This is a genomic window from Labrenzia sp. THAF35 (genome assembly GCF_009363595.1).
GTDB lineage: Bacteria > Pseudomonadota > Alphaproteobacteria > Rhizobiales > Stappiaceae > Roseibium > Roseibium algicola.
This window is the reverse complement of sequence record NZ_CP045380.1, coordinates 2,166,331-2,183,399: the sequence shown is the minus strand read 5'-3', so window position 1 is coordinate 2,183,399 and position 17,069 is coordinate 2,166,331. Positions and strand designations below refer to the sequence as shown.

Genomic DNA, 17,069 nt, shown 5'->3' with positions numbered 1-17,069 from the left:
GTGGCGTTCATGTTTCCACGACACCCCACATTTCCCGCCTCTTGAAATGAAAATCCGAATTACCAAATCTCTTCATGCAAGCGCCAGACCGGGTTTGCACCGCAGCCTGTCCTGCCAATCCGGGGGACGAAGGACTGCTCAACATCAGTGAAGTATCAGTTGCTCAAGAGAGGACAGACACATGCGTCACTTCGACTTTTCTCCGCTTTACCGCTCCACCGTCGGTTTCGACCGGCTTTTCTCGATGCTCGATGCCGCCGGCAACGAAGCTCCGAGCTATCCGCCCTATAACATCGAGCGCACGGGCGAAAACGCCTACCGCATCACGATGGCCGTGGCAGGCTTCTCCGACGACGAACTGAGCGTCGAAGCCAAGGAGCACACACTCACCATCAAGGGTGAAAAAGCTGAAGAAGATGCCAGCCGGGAAATTCTCTACCGCGGCATTGCCTCGCGCACCTTTGAACGCCGCTTCCAGATTGCCGAACATGTTCGCGTGGAAGGGGCAAGCCTCGAAAACGGCTTGCTGCACGTTGATCTTGTCCGGGAAATCCCGGAAGCCATGAAGCCGCGCAAGATCGAAATCACCAGTGGTGAAACCAAGCAGATCGAAACCACGGCTCACTAACCGCCTGGTTCAACTGCGGCAATCGCATCATCGGGGCGCCTGGGAAACCAGGCGCCTTTTTTGATGTTCCTGCGCGTCACGAGACATCTCGCCGCGCGAGAAGCGGCCCTCAGACCGTCCCGGACAGCACTTTCAGAAACGCATCGACGTCTTCATCCGTCGTTGCGAAACTGGTGACGAGACGTAGACAGACTTCGTCCGACGCCGGGGCGTGGCCTTCGGCGAGGCCCTCTGCCGGCCATTCATAGAGCTTGGCACCGGCCGCCTGAAGCGCTTCCATCTGGCTGCGTTTCAGGATCGGGAACAGTTCGTTGGCTTCCACCGCCCAGGCAGTACGCCCTCCGGCCTGCCGGACCCCTTCAGCAAGACGGGTCGCCATGCCGTTGGCGTGGCTTGCGGTCGTCAGCCAGGTGTCATCCTGGAAATAGCCTTCGAACTGGGCCGCCACGAAGCGGCTCTTGGAGAAAAGATGACCGCCGCGCTTGCGGAAATACTCAAAGGATTTTGCGGCGTCCAGATCAAAGAAAACCACGGCCTCCGCGCACCAGCAGCCGTTTTTGGTGGCTCCGAAGGAAAGCAGGTCCACACCCGCTTTCCATGTCATGTCGGCCGCCGAACAGCCGAGTGTCACAAGCGCATTGGCAAATCGTGCACCGTCCATGTGAAGCGGCACCGAACGGGACCGGCAGACATCCTTGATCGCGCCAATTTCATCCAGCGTATAGACTGTGCCGCATTCGGTTGCCTGGCTGATGGAAACGGCCGCGACCTGACCATGGTGGACAACACCGTCAGGAACCTGTGCCATCTTTTCGCGAAGGGTATCGGCGGAGAACCGGCCGTTTGGTCCCTTCACGCTCAACAGCTTGTTGCCGCCGGTCATGAACTCGGGGCAATTGCATTCATCAACCTGAATATGCGCACCGGAATGGCAGAAGATCGCCCCGCCCGGCTTGGCACAGGAAGCCAGCGCCAAAGAATTCGCCGCTGAACCGGTCGCCACGAAGAAGACGGCAACCTCACGTTCGAAGATTTCGTTGAACGTGGCGGAGACGGAATCGGTCAACGGGTCGGTGCCGTAGGCCGGCGAGAACCCGTCATTATGGCGGGCCAGCGCCGACATCACCGCCGGAGCCGCACCCGCCCAATTGTCACTGGCAAAATTCATGTGCCGGTTTAATCACTTGGCATCACAACCGGCAACCGATTTTTCAGTAGTACATCTCGCGCTTGCGATAGGACCGGCCGAGCAGCCAGTCCAGCGAGACGACACCCGGCCCCTTGAGCACCGGCACCAGCAACAGGAAGATCCAGAGCAACCGGTCATCGGCGATGATCGCATAGGGTTCACCGTCGAACAGCGCCCCGATCGTCTTTGCGTCAGCCCCATGGCCATAGATGTCGACATAGGTCATGACGCAGATGAAGACGATCATGCCGAGGCTGGCGAAGCGGGTGAATAGACCGACAACCACCATCACCGGCAGAACAAATTCACCCCAGGTGCCCAGAAGCACCATGAGACCATACGGGAAGAACGCAATCTGGCTGGTGTCGTAGCTGACCTGTTCCATCATCTTGGGCAGCATCTGCGCATAGGCACCTGCGGTTGGCGTGAAGATGTTCATGATGTTGCCGCCGATTTTCGTCATCGCCGAGTTCAGGAAGAACTGCAGCAGGATCGCGGCAAAAATGAACCGGGCAGCAAGCCCGATGAACCAGCCATTTGTCAGCCGTTCCAGAGCTCCGAACACCATCGTGTAGAGCCTGACAAAAAACCCAATCAACACACCCATCTAATCCCCCATGATCAAGCGGCATCCATTTGCCGCGTGCGTGTTAGTCATCCAGTTGCAGGGCGGAAAATGCACCAGCTGCAAGACAGTCCGAAAGGCAATCGGACAAGGAAAAACCGTCGTTGTCCTCCTGAGCCCGGCTTGCCGCTGCTGCAAGCGTCTGCCCTTGCAGGAGATCCATCGTGAAAACAGCCCCGCCCGGACGCAGCAGATAGACATCCACCTCCATGTCCGGACGGGTAATCATTACCGATTGCGGCTCGTCAAGATCGACAGCTTCAGCCTCATCGGGTTCAAACCTGTTGGCTCGCGCAATCGCCCAGATCGGCCAGGCAGATGTCACGACGTGCGCCGCCGGATGCGGTACGAAGCGAACGCGCCCGAGTCTTTGCGGATCGACGCTGCCCAGGATTGCCGGATCGAGAGGCGCGGCATCCGCAGCATGATAGGCTTGGAGCCAAGACCATTCCAGCCGGGCAACATCGCCGAGATAAGGATATGCCTTGAGAGGCGGAAACGCGTCCAGGAAATCGGCGAAACCGGCGCCGTACCAGATCAACACGGGCGACACCGGCGGATGAGCTGTCACGAAGGCCTGGGCAAGCGCCCTGAAATACTCTTCCCCCAAAAGCGCCTTCACTGCAGGAAAGCTTTCACCGAGCGCTTCGCACAGGCTGACGATGACGTTGTTGCGGTAGACATTGAATCGCTTCGGCGCCGTTTCTCCATCCGGACCAGTCAGTCCATCGGGCGTTGCCATTTGCGGGTCGAGCAGCGCACGCCCAAACGAGGCGGCATTGACGTGCGGCAGGGCGAGCGGACCACGCATGTCAGACCGCTTGCTTTCTGCCAGCCTCTGCAGGCTGCGCCAGAATGCGGTCCGCGGCTTGTGCCTCGGCAAGCAGAACCGGCCAGGCAGGAACATTGTTGTCCCACTCGATCAGGGTCGGCAGCGGCCCCTGTAAACGAACGACATCTTCATAAAGCTGCCAGACCGCAAGATCCACCTCCCGGTCATGCGCGTCGATCAGCAATGGCCGGCCGGCGTCGTCCCGGTCAGGCGCATGACCGCCAAGATGTATTTCGCCGACCACAGCCATCGGGAAGGCGGCAAGATAATCTCTCGCGGATCTCTCGTGGTTTGTGCAGGACACATGCACGTTGTTGATGTCGAGCAACAGGCCGCAGCCGGTCCGGCGCGCGATCTCGCTCAGAAAATCCAGTTCACTCATCGTGCTCTGTGCAAAGGCGACGTAAGTCGATGGATTTTCCAGAAGCATCTGCCGTCCGACGGTCTCCTGCACTTCATCTATGTGATCGCACACACGGTTCAGCGTGGCTTCGTCATAGGGCACCGGCAACAGGTCGTTGAAATAAGTCGTGTCGTGCGTCGACCAGGCCAGATGCTCGGAAAACAGTCCCGGTTCATATCGCTTGTTCAGGTCTGACAAGCGCCGCAGGTGATCCTTGTCCAGAGGCTGTTCACCGCCGATCGAAAGACCGACACCATGTAGAGACAGGGGATACCGCTCGCGGATTGCCTCCAGTTGCCGGTGCGGCGGACCGCCGGCCCCCATGTAGTTTTCGGCATGAACTTCAAAAAAACCGATATCCGCGGATGTTTCCAGAATAGCCGCGACATGCTCCGGCTTCAGACCGGCTCCGGCGCGCGCCGGAATGGCCGCCTCGCAGCGCTGTACCGGGTTTGATCGGGTATCGGAAACCATGGAGCCCTCCGGGTGGAAAAAGTTTTGTCAGGCAGGCACACTGGCTGAGGACATCTTCAGACTGGAATGACTGAAGCACCATGGCTCATGACTTTGAAAGGGCTGGCACCCTGCCCGCCTCGGCACCAAGTGCGGGATAAGCAGGTGCCTGCCTGACCAGATTGCCGCAGTTGCGGCCGTTTGAAGCCTATCAGGCTTCCGGCAGGTCGCGCGTAAGTTCGGTCAGAGAGCCGTGACGGCCACCAGGAACATCCATCGTCACGCAGGTGCCCTTCGGGACGAGGGTCCAGGCGTTGCCCTGATAGTCGACGGTCGATGTACCGGCGCAAGTCGTACCTGCACCCGCCTTGCAGTCGTTTTGACCTTTCAAGGACACACCATAGCATTTTTCCTTGGCCTGGGCGTGGGCCGGAACGGTTGACGACAGACCCGCAACCGCGGTTGCCACCGCACCGGCAACAATAGCTGCAGACATGGCCTTATGCTTCATCTCGATCTCCTCTCGTCGTTGAAAAATCACTGCGTACCGGCGTTTTTGCTGGGCCGCCAGTCACCCACCGTAGATGACCCTATTGAAGATAAATAGGAAATCAAACGCATGTGACTGTTTTGCGAGCATAACTGCACAAAGTTTAACAAACGCAAGATTCTTACATATTTATCGTCGGTTTTGACCTTTCCGGACGATTGGCACTTTTCGCGCGAAACAATTATAATGCGGCGACGCAGAAACACTCTTGCTCACGACGGCGAAATCTGTCATGTTCGCGCCGCTTGGAATAGGACAGGTATGCTGTCCCAATTATCGCCATGCCCAAAACGGCCCGGACAGGGCGCAGGACAAAAAGGCATCGGTGATAGCCAGGCTGACCACTGGGCGGATCCGGGGAGGATCCGCAAGGAAGCGAGACGGAACGTTTCGGCAGCGGAGGACCGCTGCGTCAATGCGGCGGTTTGCTTTGATAAACGGCCGTGGTTAATACAACAACAGAGCCGGGGCAGGAAAGCCAGGGTTCGCCGGACCGCATTCTTGATGGAATGCGACCCGAACGGAACCGGACGCTCCCAGCCACGGCGGCACTGGGGTCAACAGTGAGGGCGCACATGACGAAGATAGAGCTGACGACGAGCACAGCCATGCAAGCTGGGAGCGTGGACATGAAGACCACCGCAACCACTACACTTGCGGAACGACTGAGCACGGCCGCCGACAAAGGGCTCTATAATCCGTCGCGCGAACACGACGCCTGCGGTGTCGGCTTTGTCGCCCACATGAAAGGCGAGAAGTCCCACAAGATTATTGCCGACGGTCTGCAGGTTCTTGAAAACCTCACGCACCGCGGCGCGGTTGGTGCCGACCCGTTGATGGGCGATGGCGCAGGCATGCTGGTGCAGATCCCGCACGCGTTCTTTGCAGAAGAACTGGCGAACGCCGGCACACCGCTTCCCGATGCCGGTGAATATGGTGTCGGTTTCATCTTCATGCCGCAGGACGATGAGCTGCGCGCCAAGTGCGAAGCCATCGTCGAGCGTGTCATTGAAGACGAAGGCAAGGAACTGATCGGCTGGCGTGACGTGCCCGTCGACAATTCATCGCTTTCCAAGGCGCCGGACATTGCTGCCACCGAACCGGTTTCCCGTCAGGTCTTCATCCGCAAGACCGGCGGTGAGGCAGATGCCTTCGAACGCCGCCTTTATGTACTGCGCAAGGTCATCTCGAACCGTGTGCGTGCCGAAACCGATGCGGTTTCAAAAGGCTTTTATATCGTTTCAATGTCCAGCCGGACCATTGTCTACAAAGGCATGTTCCTCGCCTATCAGCTCGGGGCCTATTACGCCGACCTGAAGGACGAGCGCTTTTCGTCGGCCCTGGCCCTTGTCCACCAGCGTTTTTCCACCAACACGTTCCCGTCCTGGGATCTGTCGCACCCCTACCGTATGGTTGCGCACAACGGTGAGATCAACACGCTGCGCGGCAACGTCAACTGGATGGCGGCGCGTCAGGCGTCCGTATCGTCGGCGCTGCTCGGGGACGACATCTCCAAGCTCTGGCCGATTTCCTATGAAGGCCAGTCGGACACCGCCTGCTTCGACAACGCCCTCGAGTTCCTGGTCATGGGTGGTTATTCGCTCGCCCATGCGGCCATGATGCTGATCCCGGAAGCCTGGGCCGGCAACCCGCTGATGGACGACAACCGTCGTGCCTTCTACGAATACCATGCTGCCCTGATGGAGCCGTGGGACGGCCCGGCAGCCGTTGCCTTCACCGATGGCCGCCAGATCGGCGCAACGCTGGACCGGAACGGCCTGCGTCCTGCCCGCTACATCGTCACCGACGACGACTTCGTCATCATGTCTTCCGAAGTTGGCGTCCTGCCGGTCGAAGAAGAGCGCATTGTCCAGAAATGGCGTCTGCAGCCGGGCAAGATGCTGCTGATCGACATGGACGAAGGCCGGATCGTTTCCGACGACGAAATCAAGCGGCAGCTTTCCACGGCCAACCCGTACAAGGACTGGCTGCACCGGTCCCAGATCGTACTGGAAGACCTTCCGGGCGTGCGCCAGCGCGCGCCGGTAGCCGGTGAAAGCCTTCTCGACCGCCAGCAGGCCTTCGGCTACACGGAAGAAGACATCAAGCTTCTGATGACCCCGATGGCAACCGTCGGCCAGGAAGCCATCGGCTCCATGGGCACGGACACGCCGATTTCAGCGCTCTCCGACAAGTCCAAGCTGCTTTACACCTATTTCAAGCAGAACTTCGCCCAGGTCACCAACCCGCCGATCGACCCGATCCGCGAGGAGCTGGTGATGAGCCTTGTCTCCTTCATCGGCCCGCGTCCGAACATCTTCGACCTTGAAGGCCTGTCGACCTCCAAGCGGCTGGAAGTGCGCCAGCCGATCCTCACCAACGAGGACCTGGAGAAGATCCGCGCGATCGGCGACATCGCAGACAACCAGTTCTCCGCCAAGACACTGGACATCACCTACAATTCCGAAAAAGGCGCTGTCGGTATGGAAGGCGCTCTCGACGAATTGTGCGAGCGCGCCGAAAAAGCGGTTCTGGACGGATACAACATCATCATCCTGTCCGATCGTCTGATCAGCCGGTCACGCATCGCGATCCCCGCGCTGCTGGCAACCGCTGCCGTGCATCATCACCTCATCCGCAAGGGTCTGAGAACCTCTGTTGGCCTGGTGGTGGAAACCGGTGAAGCGCGCGAAGTCCACCATTTCTGTGTTCTGGCCGGCTATGGCGCGGAAGCGATCAACCCTTATCTCGCGTTTGAAACGCTGCTTTCCATGCATATGGAAATGGACTTCCCGGAGGAAGTCGATCAGGACGAAGTCGTCTACCGCTACATCAAGTCCATCGACAAGGGCATCCTCAAGGTCATGTCCAAGATGGGCATCTCGACCTACCAGTCCTATTGCGGCGCGCAGATTTTCGACGCTGTCGGCCTCGGCTCGTCCTTCGTGAAGAAGTACTTCTTCGGCACGGCAACCATGATCGAAGGCATCGGCCTTGCCGAAGTCGCCGATGAAACCGTTCTGCGCCACGAGCAGGCCTTCGGTGACGTCGCCATCCTGCGCCGCTCGCTGGAAGTTGGCGGTGAATACGCTTACCGGACCCGTGGTGAAAGCCACATGTGGACCCCGGACTCCGTCGCGCTGCTGCAGCATGCAGTGCGCGCGAAGCTCCCGGACACCTATCGCGCCTTCGCCAAGGAAGTGAACGAAAAGAGCGGACGCTACGCGATCCGCGGCCTGTTCCGGATCAAGTCCGCGGACGAAATCGGCCGCTCGCCGATCGCGCTCGACCAGGTGGAACCGGCAGAAGCCATCGTCAAGCGCTTCGTCACCGGCGCCATGTCCTTCGGCTCGATTTCGCGTGAAGCTCACACGACCCTGGCAATCGCCATGAACCAGATCGGCGGCAAGTCGAACACCGGTGAAGGCGGCGAAGAGCCGGAGCGCTTCAATCCGCTGCCGGACGGCTCGTCCAACCCGCAGCGCTCTGCCATCAAGCAGGTTGCTTCCGGCCGCTTCGGCGTGACCACGGAATATCTGGTCAACTCCGACATGATCCAGATTAAGGTTGCCCAGGGTGCAAAGCCCGGCGAAGGCGGCCAGTTGCCGGGTCACAAGGTGGATGCGGTGATCGCCAAGGTGCGTCACTCGACCCCGGGCGTCGGCCTGATTTCGCCCCCGCCGCACCATGACATCTACTCCATCGAAGATCTGGCGCAGCTGATCTACGACCTGAAAAACGTCAACCCGGAAGCCGATATCTCGGTCAAGCTGGTGTCGGAAGTGGGTGTCGGAACGGTTGCTGCCGGCGTTGCCAAGGCACGCGCCGACCACATCACGATTTCCGGTTACGACGGCGGCACCGGTGCATCACCGCTGACCTCGATCAAACACGCCGGCTCTCCCTGGGAAATCGGCCTTGCCGAAACCCAGCAGACCCTGGTGCTGAACGGACTGCGCTCGCGCATCGCCCTTCAGGTCGACGGCGGCATCCGCACAGGCCGGGACGTCATCATCGGTGCGCTTCTTGGTGCCGACGAATTCGGCTTCTCGACCGCTCCGCTGATTGCCGCGGGCTGCCTGATGATGCGCAAGTGCCATCTCAACACCTGCCCGGTCGGCATCGCCACCCAGGACCCGGTCCTGCGCAAGCGCTTCAAGGGCACCCCGGAACACGTCATCAACTACTTCTTCTTCGTCGCCGAAGAAGTGCGCGAGCTGATGGCCAACCTCGGCTTCAAAACGATGGAAGACATGATCGGCCGGTCCGACTTCCTCGACAAGGAAGCCGCAATCGATCATTGGAAGGCCAAGGGTCTCGATTTCTCCCGTATTTTCTTCCAGCCGGAAGCAAAACCGGAAGAGACCCGCTGGACCACGCGTCAGGATCACCCGATCCACGACATCCTGGACCGTCGCCTGATTGCCGCTTCCAAGCCGGCCCTGGACAGCAAGGAACCGACAATTGTCGACGAGACGATCTGTTCCGTTGACCGGTCGGTTGGTGCCATGCTCTCCGGTGAAATCGCCAAGCGGTACGGCAACAAGGGCCTTAAACACCCCGACACCCTGAAGATCAATCTGAAGGGCACGGCAGGCCAGGCGTTCGGCGCCTTCGTCGCCCGCGGCGTCACCATTGATCTTGTCGGCGATGCCAACGACTATGTCGGCAAGGGTCTTGCCGGTGGCAAGCTGATCGTCCGCCCGCCGGAGAACACCCGGATCGTGCCGGAAAACTCGATCATTGTCGGCAACACGGTGCTCTACGGCGCAACCGAAGGTGAATGCTACTTCCGCGGTGTTGCCGGGGAACGCTTTGCAGTTCGCAACTCCGGCGCTGTTGCCGTTGTCGAAGGCGTGGGTGACCACGGCTGCGAATACATGACCGGCGGCGTCGTCGTCGTGATCGGCCAGACCGGACGCAACTTCGCGGCCGGCATGTCCGGCGGCATTGCCTATGTGCTCGATGAAGACGGCACATTCGGCTCCCGCTGCAACCTGGCCATGGTCGAACTGGAACCGGTGACCGAAGAAGACGATCTTCTGGAGAAGCTGCACCACCATGGTGGCGATATCGAGCACAAGGGCCGCGTGGACCTTTCCTGCGACATGACCCGTCATGACGATGAGCGCCTGCGCCAGATGCTGACGAAACATCTGGAACTGACCGGCTCGACAAAGGCCGAGGCAATCCTCGACAACTGGACCCAGTACCGGCCCAAGTTCGTCAAGGTGATGCCGGTCGAATACCGCCGGGCCCTGCGCGAAATGGAAGAACAGCGCCTCGGCATGGTCGCCGCCGAATAATCCGGCCAAACGCACGAACTGGCTCTCGGCCGCATGACGCGGCCGATTGCAGCCACCCTGGACAGACGCATGAAATTTTGAGGAGGTCGCCTTGGGCAAGGTAACCGGTTTTATGGAAATCGATCGGCAGGAACAGAAGTATCAGCCTGCCTCTGACCGTATTCGCCATTTCCGCGAGTTCACCATTCCGCTGAACGACCAGGACGTCACCAATCAGGCGGCCCGCTGCATGGATTGCGGTATTCCGTTCTGCCATGGCCCGACCGGTTGTCCGGTCAACAACCAGATCCCGGACTGGAACGATCTGGTCTACCAGGGTGACTGGGACTACGCGCTCAAGAACCTGCATTCCACCAACAACTTTCCCGAGTTCACCGGGCGCATCTGCCCGGCTCCTTGCGAGGAAGCCTGCACGCTGAACCTGGAAGACATTCCGGTCAACATCAAGAGCGTGGAACAGGCGATTGCCGACAAGGGTTGGGAAGAAGGCTGGATCGTACCGGAGCTGTCCGCGACCAAGACCGGCAAGGCAGTGGCGATCATCGGCTCCGGCCCCGCAGGCATGGCGGCCGCCCAGCAGCTCGCCCGCGCTGGTCACACCGTGCATGTCTATGAGCGTGAGCCGAAGGCCGGTGGCCTGCTGCGCTACGGCATTCCCGACTTCAAGATGGAAAAGCACTACATCGACCGCCGCGTGAAGCAGATGGAAGCTGAAGGCGTGACGTTCCATTACGGCGTCAATGTCGGTGTAACCGTTGCCCTGGAAGAACTGGCCGAGCGTCACGACGCGGTTATCCTGTGCGCAGGTGCCGAACGTCCGCGTGATCCGGGTGTCTCCGGCATGGAACTGGAAGGCTGCCATTGGGCGATGCCGTACCTGGTCCAGCAGAACCGCCGGGTCGGCGGTGAGCCGGAAGGCGACGAGGCCCCGATCTGGGCCGGTGGCAAGCATGTCGTCGTCATCGGCGGCGGCGACACCGCGTCCGACTGCGTCGGCACCGCATTCCGTCAGGGAGCCCTGTCGGTGACGCAGCTCGACATTCGCCCGATCCCGCCGCTGAAGGAAGACAAGCTGGCGATCTGGCCGTACTGGCCGACCAAGTTCCGCACCTCGTCGTCGCAGGCCGAAGGCGCTGAGCGTGAGTTTTCTGCCGCAACGCTTGCCCTTGTCGGCGAAGACGGCAAGGTTACCGGCGTCAAATGCGCCCGCGTGGATGAAAAGCGCCGCCCGATTGAAGGTACCGAATTCATCCTGCGCGCAGACCTCGTTCTGGCGGCTATAGGCTTTTCCGGCCCGCTGCTGGAAACCTACATCGCCGAAGCCGGCGACAAGCTTGAGCTGGATGGCCGCACCAACGTCAAGGCCAACACCGACGATTACAAGACCAGCCTGGACAAGGTCTATGCTGCCGGCGACGTGCGCAAGGGTCAGTCCCTGGTTGTCTGGGCAATCCGCGAAGGCCGTCAGGCAGCGCGCGCTGTTGACGAGTTCCTGACCGGCTCTACCGACCTGCCGCGCTGAACTCTACATCCGGAAATGAAAAAACCCCGCCGGCAAACGCCTGCGGGGTTTTGTGTTTTTCGAACCTATTTCAAAGGGTCATTGCGATCCCGGACGCACAGTCACAGAAACGCGGCCTTGCGCATCCTGGCTGGCTGCTGAACTCAAGCTCTCACGCAAATCGGCACTTGTAGGGGCAAACACTTCCTCAACAGCGGCAGCCGGCGCAGACACTGCAACGGCAGGCATCCGTGGATCGTCCACCCGTCCCTGCATGGGTGGCAAGGGCTCGCCCTTCACAAAGAAACGATAGGTCCTGCTGGCCGAATTGATCTCTTCTTCATCCTCACCACCCAGAAGCAGTGCTTCGGGCGACGTCGTACGTCCGGTCAGGACGATGAAGTTCGGATCATCCTCCACGCCTTCGAAAGCCAGCCCGCCATAGCCTCCGAGCAGGCGGGACAGTTCGCGTTCCACGAAGAATGCGACTTTCCGATAGCCCGCCCATGTGAAATCGATCTTGTCGTTCGTCCGCAGACGCGTGTTCTTGCCGTCGACATCGGGTCCGTAAGAGGAAAAGCTGCCGTCTTCAGCCAGGAAGATATCCCATATGTCGACATAGCGGACCCGCCTGTCCTCCGACGCGCCCTGGAAGATCGAGTTGAGCTGCGTGAAATCCGCGTTCACCAGTTCGTCGCCCGTGGGCGGCAGGCCGGCCCACACAAGCGGTTTCTTTTCCTGTCGCACCACACGCACAAGCCCGTCGACCTTCCTGCGGTAGCTCTCCAGCCACTCTGCAGTCATGAATTCAACAGGCGGTTCACCGGAAAAGGATTTACCCAGATCCTGCCGGCCGATCATCACCACAACGGCCTGAACGTCCGCCCCCCGGATCCTGGAAACCACCTGCGTCGCCCAGTCCGGCGAACCTTCCCCGACAAAGCCTTCCTTGTCCTCGGTAATGGCTTCGACACGGATCTGTGGTTTTTGCGCAAGTGTGTATTTCAACCCGTCGGCGACACCGCGTGCCATGCGGTCTCCAACGACCAGGATCAGGCCGGCATTGGGGTCCTTTTCGAGAACGTCGAATTTGGGCGGTGCACCCGCGGGCCGGGAAACCCGCGGCTTCTGCTGTGTCTTTTGCGGCTGCTTTCTGCGCTTCTCGCCCCCACCGCCAAACAGCCGCTGCAATGGAGCAAACGGATTGAACCCCCGGAAGGGCCCGTTCTGCGCAACCACGATTTCACCGCGCTGCGCGTTCTGTGCGGCAGAGAGTCCGGCAGAGCAGGCAACAAGCGCAAGGCCAAGGCATACGACAACCCGAAGCGAGGCGGCGCGTGTCCCCTTCCCTTCCCGTTGCCGTGTCTGAACTCTCACGCTGTGCTCCTGCTGCAGCTGCACTGCGCCCAGTTTAGCCGTCCAGCTTCAGGCGTGCCAGCAAAACAATGGATGCATAACCGTCGGGAACCATGCCACGTGAGCGCTGGTAGGCTCGGATACCCTTTCGGGTAGCAGGTCCAATCCTGCCGTCCGCCGTACCGACAGAAAATCCACGCTGGTTCAAAAGCGCCTGCAATTCCGCGGTTTCAGAGCGATTGAGCGGAAGGTGCTCGCGCGACCAGTCGCCCTCGATCGGTCCGCCGCCAATGATCCGGTCGGCAAGATGGCCGACGGCAAGCGCATAGGCAGTCGCGTTGTTGTAACGCTTGATCACGTAGAAGTTCTTCAGCATCAGAAACGCCGGTCCGCTTGCTCCGGCAGGCAGAACCAGGATGGCGTTGTCGGACGGCCGCGGAAAATCCTTGCCGTTTGACCGGCGAATTCCGTATCGCCCCCATTCGCCTAGCGTCAGCGTCTTTTCGCCATCGGCCATGTGATAGTCGAAGCCGCTGGGCAAGGCTACCTCGTATCCCCAGGTCTTGCCTGTCTGCCAGCCGTGCTTTTGCAGATAGGCAGCGGTTGAGGCGAGTGCATCGGGTATGGACGTCCAGATATCCCGGCGGCCGTCACCGTCATAGTCGGCTGCATAGGCCTTCCAGCTGGAGGGCATGAACTGGGTGTGTCCCATGGCGCCGGCCCAGGAACCTTCCATGTCCTGGAAACGCACATGACCTGCCTGGACGATCGCCAGCGCGGTAACAAGTTCCTTTTCCCAGAAGCTCTTCCGGCGCGGCGCCGCATAGGCCAGCGTCGCCAGTGCCTGGATTACGTTATGACGCCCCATGAAGCCGCCATAGTTGGTTTCCATGCCCCAGATCGCCAGGACAGCTTCACGATCGACGCCGTAGCGGTTTTCGATGACCGCAAGAACCTGGCTGTACTCCTTCAGCATCTCGCGGCCTTTTTCGACCCGCGTGTCTGAAACGGCGCTATCGAGATAATCCCAGATCGGTTTCACGAACTCGGATTGCTTGCTCATCAGGCGCAAGGTGTCATCGTCCGGCTGCATGCCGGTGAAGACCGCGTTGTAGGTCTGGGAAGAAATGCCGGCTGCCCTGGCCGTCGGCCAGAAGCCGGAAACGAACTGGCTGAACCCCTGATCGGCCTGTGCCGGCACCGAAACGGCCAGCAAAGTGCCCGTCGCCGCGGCAGTCAAAAGCAGCCGGCGCCCGAGGGTTCTCAGTCTTCCTGAAAAGGGCAATATGGTTTTCACGTTCGCAGTCAGCTGCGCAAGGTTCCGCATCAGGGCCTCCTCGATGCCCAGGTCCGTAAGTTTCTGCCCCCGCCCCATGAATGATGTTGATTTGGTTACCGTGACGTTAATGCCGCAATCTAAACCCGGCTTCAACAGCGTTTTCGGAATAGTCGTTCCCCTGCTGGGAACTGTCGAAACGACGATGGGTATAATCCGCCGTTACCGCAATGTTCTTCGTCACAGCGAAGGTCAGACCACCAAACCCTGTCAGGGTACGCTCTTCGATCGAAACACCTTCATAGGTCCGGTAACTGTAACCGACACCGGTCTCGCCCACCAGACGATCACTGAAGGCATGAGCAAGGCGCAGGTCGCCGGAGTAGATGATCGAACCGCTGGCACCGTCGATATCGGTCGCCTCGAAGGAGGTGCCAAGACCAGCGGTAACCGTCGTCAGGCGGCTTGGCGACCAGACCAGGGAGGCGTCGGCAATCAGGCCTGACAGGTTTTTAAGCCTGTCATCCTCAATGTCCTCGATCCGCCACCCCGCACCGAGTTCCCCGGTAAGTTTGGGGCCGGATGCGATGGTGACACCACCCATGACCTGATAGCCATTGGCATTTCGTTTTTCGCACAAGGCATCGCTACAGGTATCGTCATAGCGCCGCAGAAGCAGCGCCCCCTCGACGAACGGAGAAAACACGCTGCCGGTATTGCCGTCCAGCCGCAGGCTGGCAGAGTAGAGCGTGTTGTTGCGTCCGGATTCCGGTCCGCTTTCCGACGTATAGAAATTCCGGTCGACGCCGAGCGAAGCTGTTGCGGCAACGATGCCGACTGCGCGCGTACCACTAAGGCTTCCCGAAAGTTCGTGATCGTAGTCGGTCCCGGAAGCCGATTCTGCGCTGCCGTCGTCCTCCTGGCTGAGCGTGTAGGATATACTGGTCGTGACCTGTGTCGCTTCGCTGATGTCGAGCCGCAGGTTTGCCGCCGCAAAGACATTCGCCTCGTTGTCGTCGGTATCACCGGGATATCCGGTGAAGGAACCGCGCAGCGACGTGTCCAGCTGATGGCGTGACCAGTTCGAGTTCAGCGAAACATCGGGAGAAATCCGGTAGAACTTGCCAGAGGTTCCGTCTGCCGCCTGTGACCGGTTATCGGTCCAACCTGTCGATACGGTCAGTTGGGGCGTCAGCGTGAAGGACCCGAGCCGGATCCCCTCTGCTGCATCGAAGGTCGTATCTCCGCCAAAAACGCTGTCATCGATACCGCTGTCCGATAGAGGAACCGCCCTGTCGACAGCTGCAATCCTGTCGGCAAATGGCCTGACAGGAGTGGCTCTGCCATTGGTTCCAAGGCCGCTCGACCCAGTTTCCGCTGTTGCCGAATTCAGTGTCGAACGAAGGGAAAAGACATTTGCCTGCGTAGGATTGCGGTCTGCCGCCTGGGCTGCCTGATCGGAAGGGTCTGCTGATTCTTGCGCCCCGCCTGGGTCGTCCGATCCACGCAAATCGTCGAGCGTCGTTTGTGCAGCCGCGGAAACGGCCTGCAAAACGGCAAGAAAAGTGATCAGAGGCAGAAAGCTGCGCATGAATTCCGGGACCAGTCGACGTGGAATGTCCGGTCCAACCTGACGAATGATGGTTAATCCTTCGTTTCTTTTTCGCAATTTGGAAGGTTACACAAAGTTACATAAAGTCACCTGATCTAATGCATTTAATAGATCACGGGTTCTTGATCCCCGTCGGCGACTGGCATAGAGCTAGGCGATCCTAAATAAAAAAAGAATTATGTTCATGACCACCGTTCTGCGCGACCCGGTTTCCGAAGAAAATACAGACATGACGTCCCTGTGCCTCGTCTCCGCAGAGCGGACCCTGGAAACGGAAATTGCCGGCCTGAGTGCCGTTCGCGCAGCGCTGAAGAACGGACTTGCCATCCCGTTCCAGAAGACCTTCGATCTCATTCAAAAGAGCAAGGGACGCGTTGTCATCACCGGCATCGGCAAGAGTGGTCATATCGGCACCAAGATCGCAGCAAGCCTTGCGTCAACGGGAACGCCGTCTTTCTTCGTTCATGCCAGTGAAGCCAGTCACGGCGACCTGGGCATGATCACCGAAGACGACGTCGTGATCGCCCTGTCCTGGTCGGGTGAAACTCAGGAACTGGCAGGCATCGTCAGCTACACCCGTCGCTTCAAGGTGCCCTTGATCGCGATCACCTCGCGCAAGGACAGCACCCTCGGCCGTGCAGCTGATATCGTCATGAACCTGCCTGCTGTCACCGAGGCCTGCCCGCATGGCCTCGCCCCGACAACCTCCGCCCTCATTCAGCTGGCCGTCGGTGATGCACTCGCTGTGGCTCTTCTGGAAGGACGTGGGTTTACCGCGCAGGACTTCCGTGTGTTCCACCCGGGCGGCCGCCTGGGCGCCAGCCTGAAAACGGCCAAGGACATCATGCACACCGGCGAACGCATGCCGCTGGTGTCCGCAAACACCTCGATGAGCGAAGGCATCGTCCTGATGACCCAGCGCGGCTTCGGTGTGCTGGGTGTCGTCGACGAACTGAAACAGTTGATCGGCATCATCACCGACGGTGACTTGCGCCGCCATGTATCGTCAAATCTCCTGGCAAAATCTGCCGGTGAAATCATGACGCGTGCTCCAAAGACCGTTTCTCCGGACACATTGTCGGCTTCAATTCTTGAATTGGCCAACAGCCTGTCGATCACCTCCGTGTTCGTGATCGAGGACGGTCGCCCCGTCGGTATTGTCCATCTGCACGATCTTCTTCGCATCGGCGCAGCCTGATCTTTCACCGAAGCAGGCAATATTGCCTCACGGGGTCGAAAAAGTTTCTTTTCCGGCCGGCAAGTGGCGCGTCATTAGGATTTGATTAGCCATAAGCCTCTTACACTGCCCCGAAGTTTCATCGGCTTGACGCCGCAGAC

At 59.7% G+C, this 17,069-nt stretch carries 12 protein-coding genes; 4 read left to right on the top strand and 8 right to left on the bottom strand.

Annotation, left to right across the window (positions count from 1 at the left end; translation table 11 throughout):
* Positions 1–181: 181 nt before the first annotated feature.
* Positions 182–628: an Hsp20 family protein gene (locus FIU93_RS10010; RefSeq protein ID WP_055661173.1), complete on the top strand. Its 447-nt coding sequence runs from the start codon at positions 182–184 to the stop codon at positions 626–628.
* 109 nt (positions 629–737) lie between these two features.
* Here the strand turns inward: FIU93_RS10010 and FIU93_RS10005 are convergent, their stop codons facing one another.
* The 5 genes from FIU93_RS10005 to FIU93_RS09985 all read right to left on the bottom strand — a co-directional run bounded on the left by FIU93_RS10005 (position 738) and on the right by FIU93_RS09985 (position 4,641).
* Entirely contained in the window at positions 738–1,796 is a 1,059-nt protein-coding gene (locus tag FIU93_RS10005) for a low specificity L-threonine aldolase (RefSeq protein ID WP_152505502.1), read from the bottom strand.
* 43 nt (positions 1,797–1,839) lie between these two features.
* Positions 1,840–2,424: a DoxX family protein gene (locus FIU93_RS10000; protein ID WP_023003550.1), complete on the bottom strand. Its 585-nt coding sequence runs from the start codon at positions 2,422–2,424 to the stop codon at positions 1,840–1,842.
* A 43-nt stretch (positions 2,425–2,467) separates the two neighbouring features.
* Positions 2,468–3,253, bottom strand: a complete 786-nt coding sequence (locus tag FIU93_RS09995; protein WP_152505501.1) for a DNA-binding domain-containing protein — start codon at positions 3,251–3,253, stop codon at positions 2,468–2,470.
* Position 3,254: 1 nt separating this feature from the next.
* Complete coding sequence (locus FIU93_RS09990) at positions 3,255–4,151, bottom strand: DUF692 domain-containing protein (protein WP_152505500.1); 897 nt, start codon at positions 4,149–4,151, stop codon at positions 3,255–3,257.
* A gap of 190 nt (positions 4,152–4,341) precedes the next feature.
* Positions 4,342–4,641 (bottom strand): DUF2282 domain-containing protein, encoded by a 300-nt coding sequence (locus FIU93_RS09985; RefSeq protein ID WP_023003557.1) that lies wholly within the window; start codon positions 4,639–4,641, stop codon positions 4,342–4,344.
* A 668-nt stretch (positions 4,642–5,309) separates the two neighbouring features.
* Here FIU93_RS09985 and gltB point away from each other — a divergent pair.
* Positions 5,310–9,986, top strand: a complete 4,677-nt coding sequence (gene gltB, locus FIU93_RS09980; protein ID WP_228866389.1) for a glutamate synthase large subunit — start codon at positions 5,310–5,312, stop codon at positions 9,984–9,986.
* 91 nt (positions 9,987–10,077) lie between these two features.
* The gene (locus FIU93_RS09975) at positions 10,078–11,508 is read left to right on the top strand and encodes a glutamate synthase subunit beta (protein ID WP_031270545.1); all 1,431 of its coding nucleotides are present in this window, start codon (positions 10,078–10,080) and stop codon (positions 11,506–11,508) included.
* Between the two features lie 78 nt (positions 11,509–11,586).
* On the opposite strand, the gene FIU93_RS09970 is transcribed toward FIU93_RS09975, so the two are convergent.
* From FIU93_RS09970 to FIU93_RS09960, 3 genes are all read right to left on the bottom strand, one after another.
* Entirely contained in the window at positions 11,587–12,864 is a 1,278-nt protein-coding gene (locus FIU93_RS09970) for a GDSL-type esterase/lipase family protein (protein WP_152505499.1), read from the bottom strand.
* 34 nt (positions 12,865–12,898) lie between these two features.
* Positions 12,899–14,170, bottom strand: a complete 1,272-nt coding sequence (locus FIU93_RS09965; protein ID WP_209009929.1) for a lytic murein transglycosylase — start codon at positions 14,168–14,170, stop codon at positions 12,899–12,901.
* Between the two features lie 76 nt (positions 14,171–14,246).
* Complete coding sequence (locus tag FIU93_RS09960) at positions 14,247–15,710, bottom strand: outer membrane beta-barrel protein (protein WP_152505497.1); 1,464 nt, start codon at positions 15,708–15,710, stop codon at positions 14,247–14,249.
* Between the two features lie 205 nt (positions 15,711–15,915).
* Here FIU93_RS09960 and FIU93_RS09955 point away from each other — a divergent pair, with 205 nt between their 5' ends.
* Positions 15,916–16,929 (top strand): KpsF/GutQ family sugar-phosphate isomerase, encoded by a 1,014-nt coding sequence (locus FIU93_RS09955; protein WP_023003569.1) that lies wholly within the window; start codon positions 15,916–15,918, stop codon positions 16,927–16,929.
* Positions 16,930–17,069 lie beyond the last annotated feature (140 nt).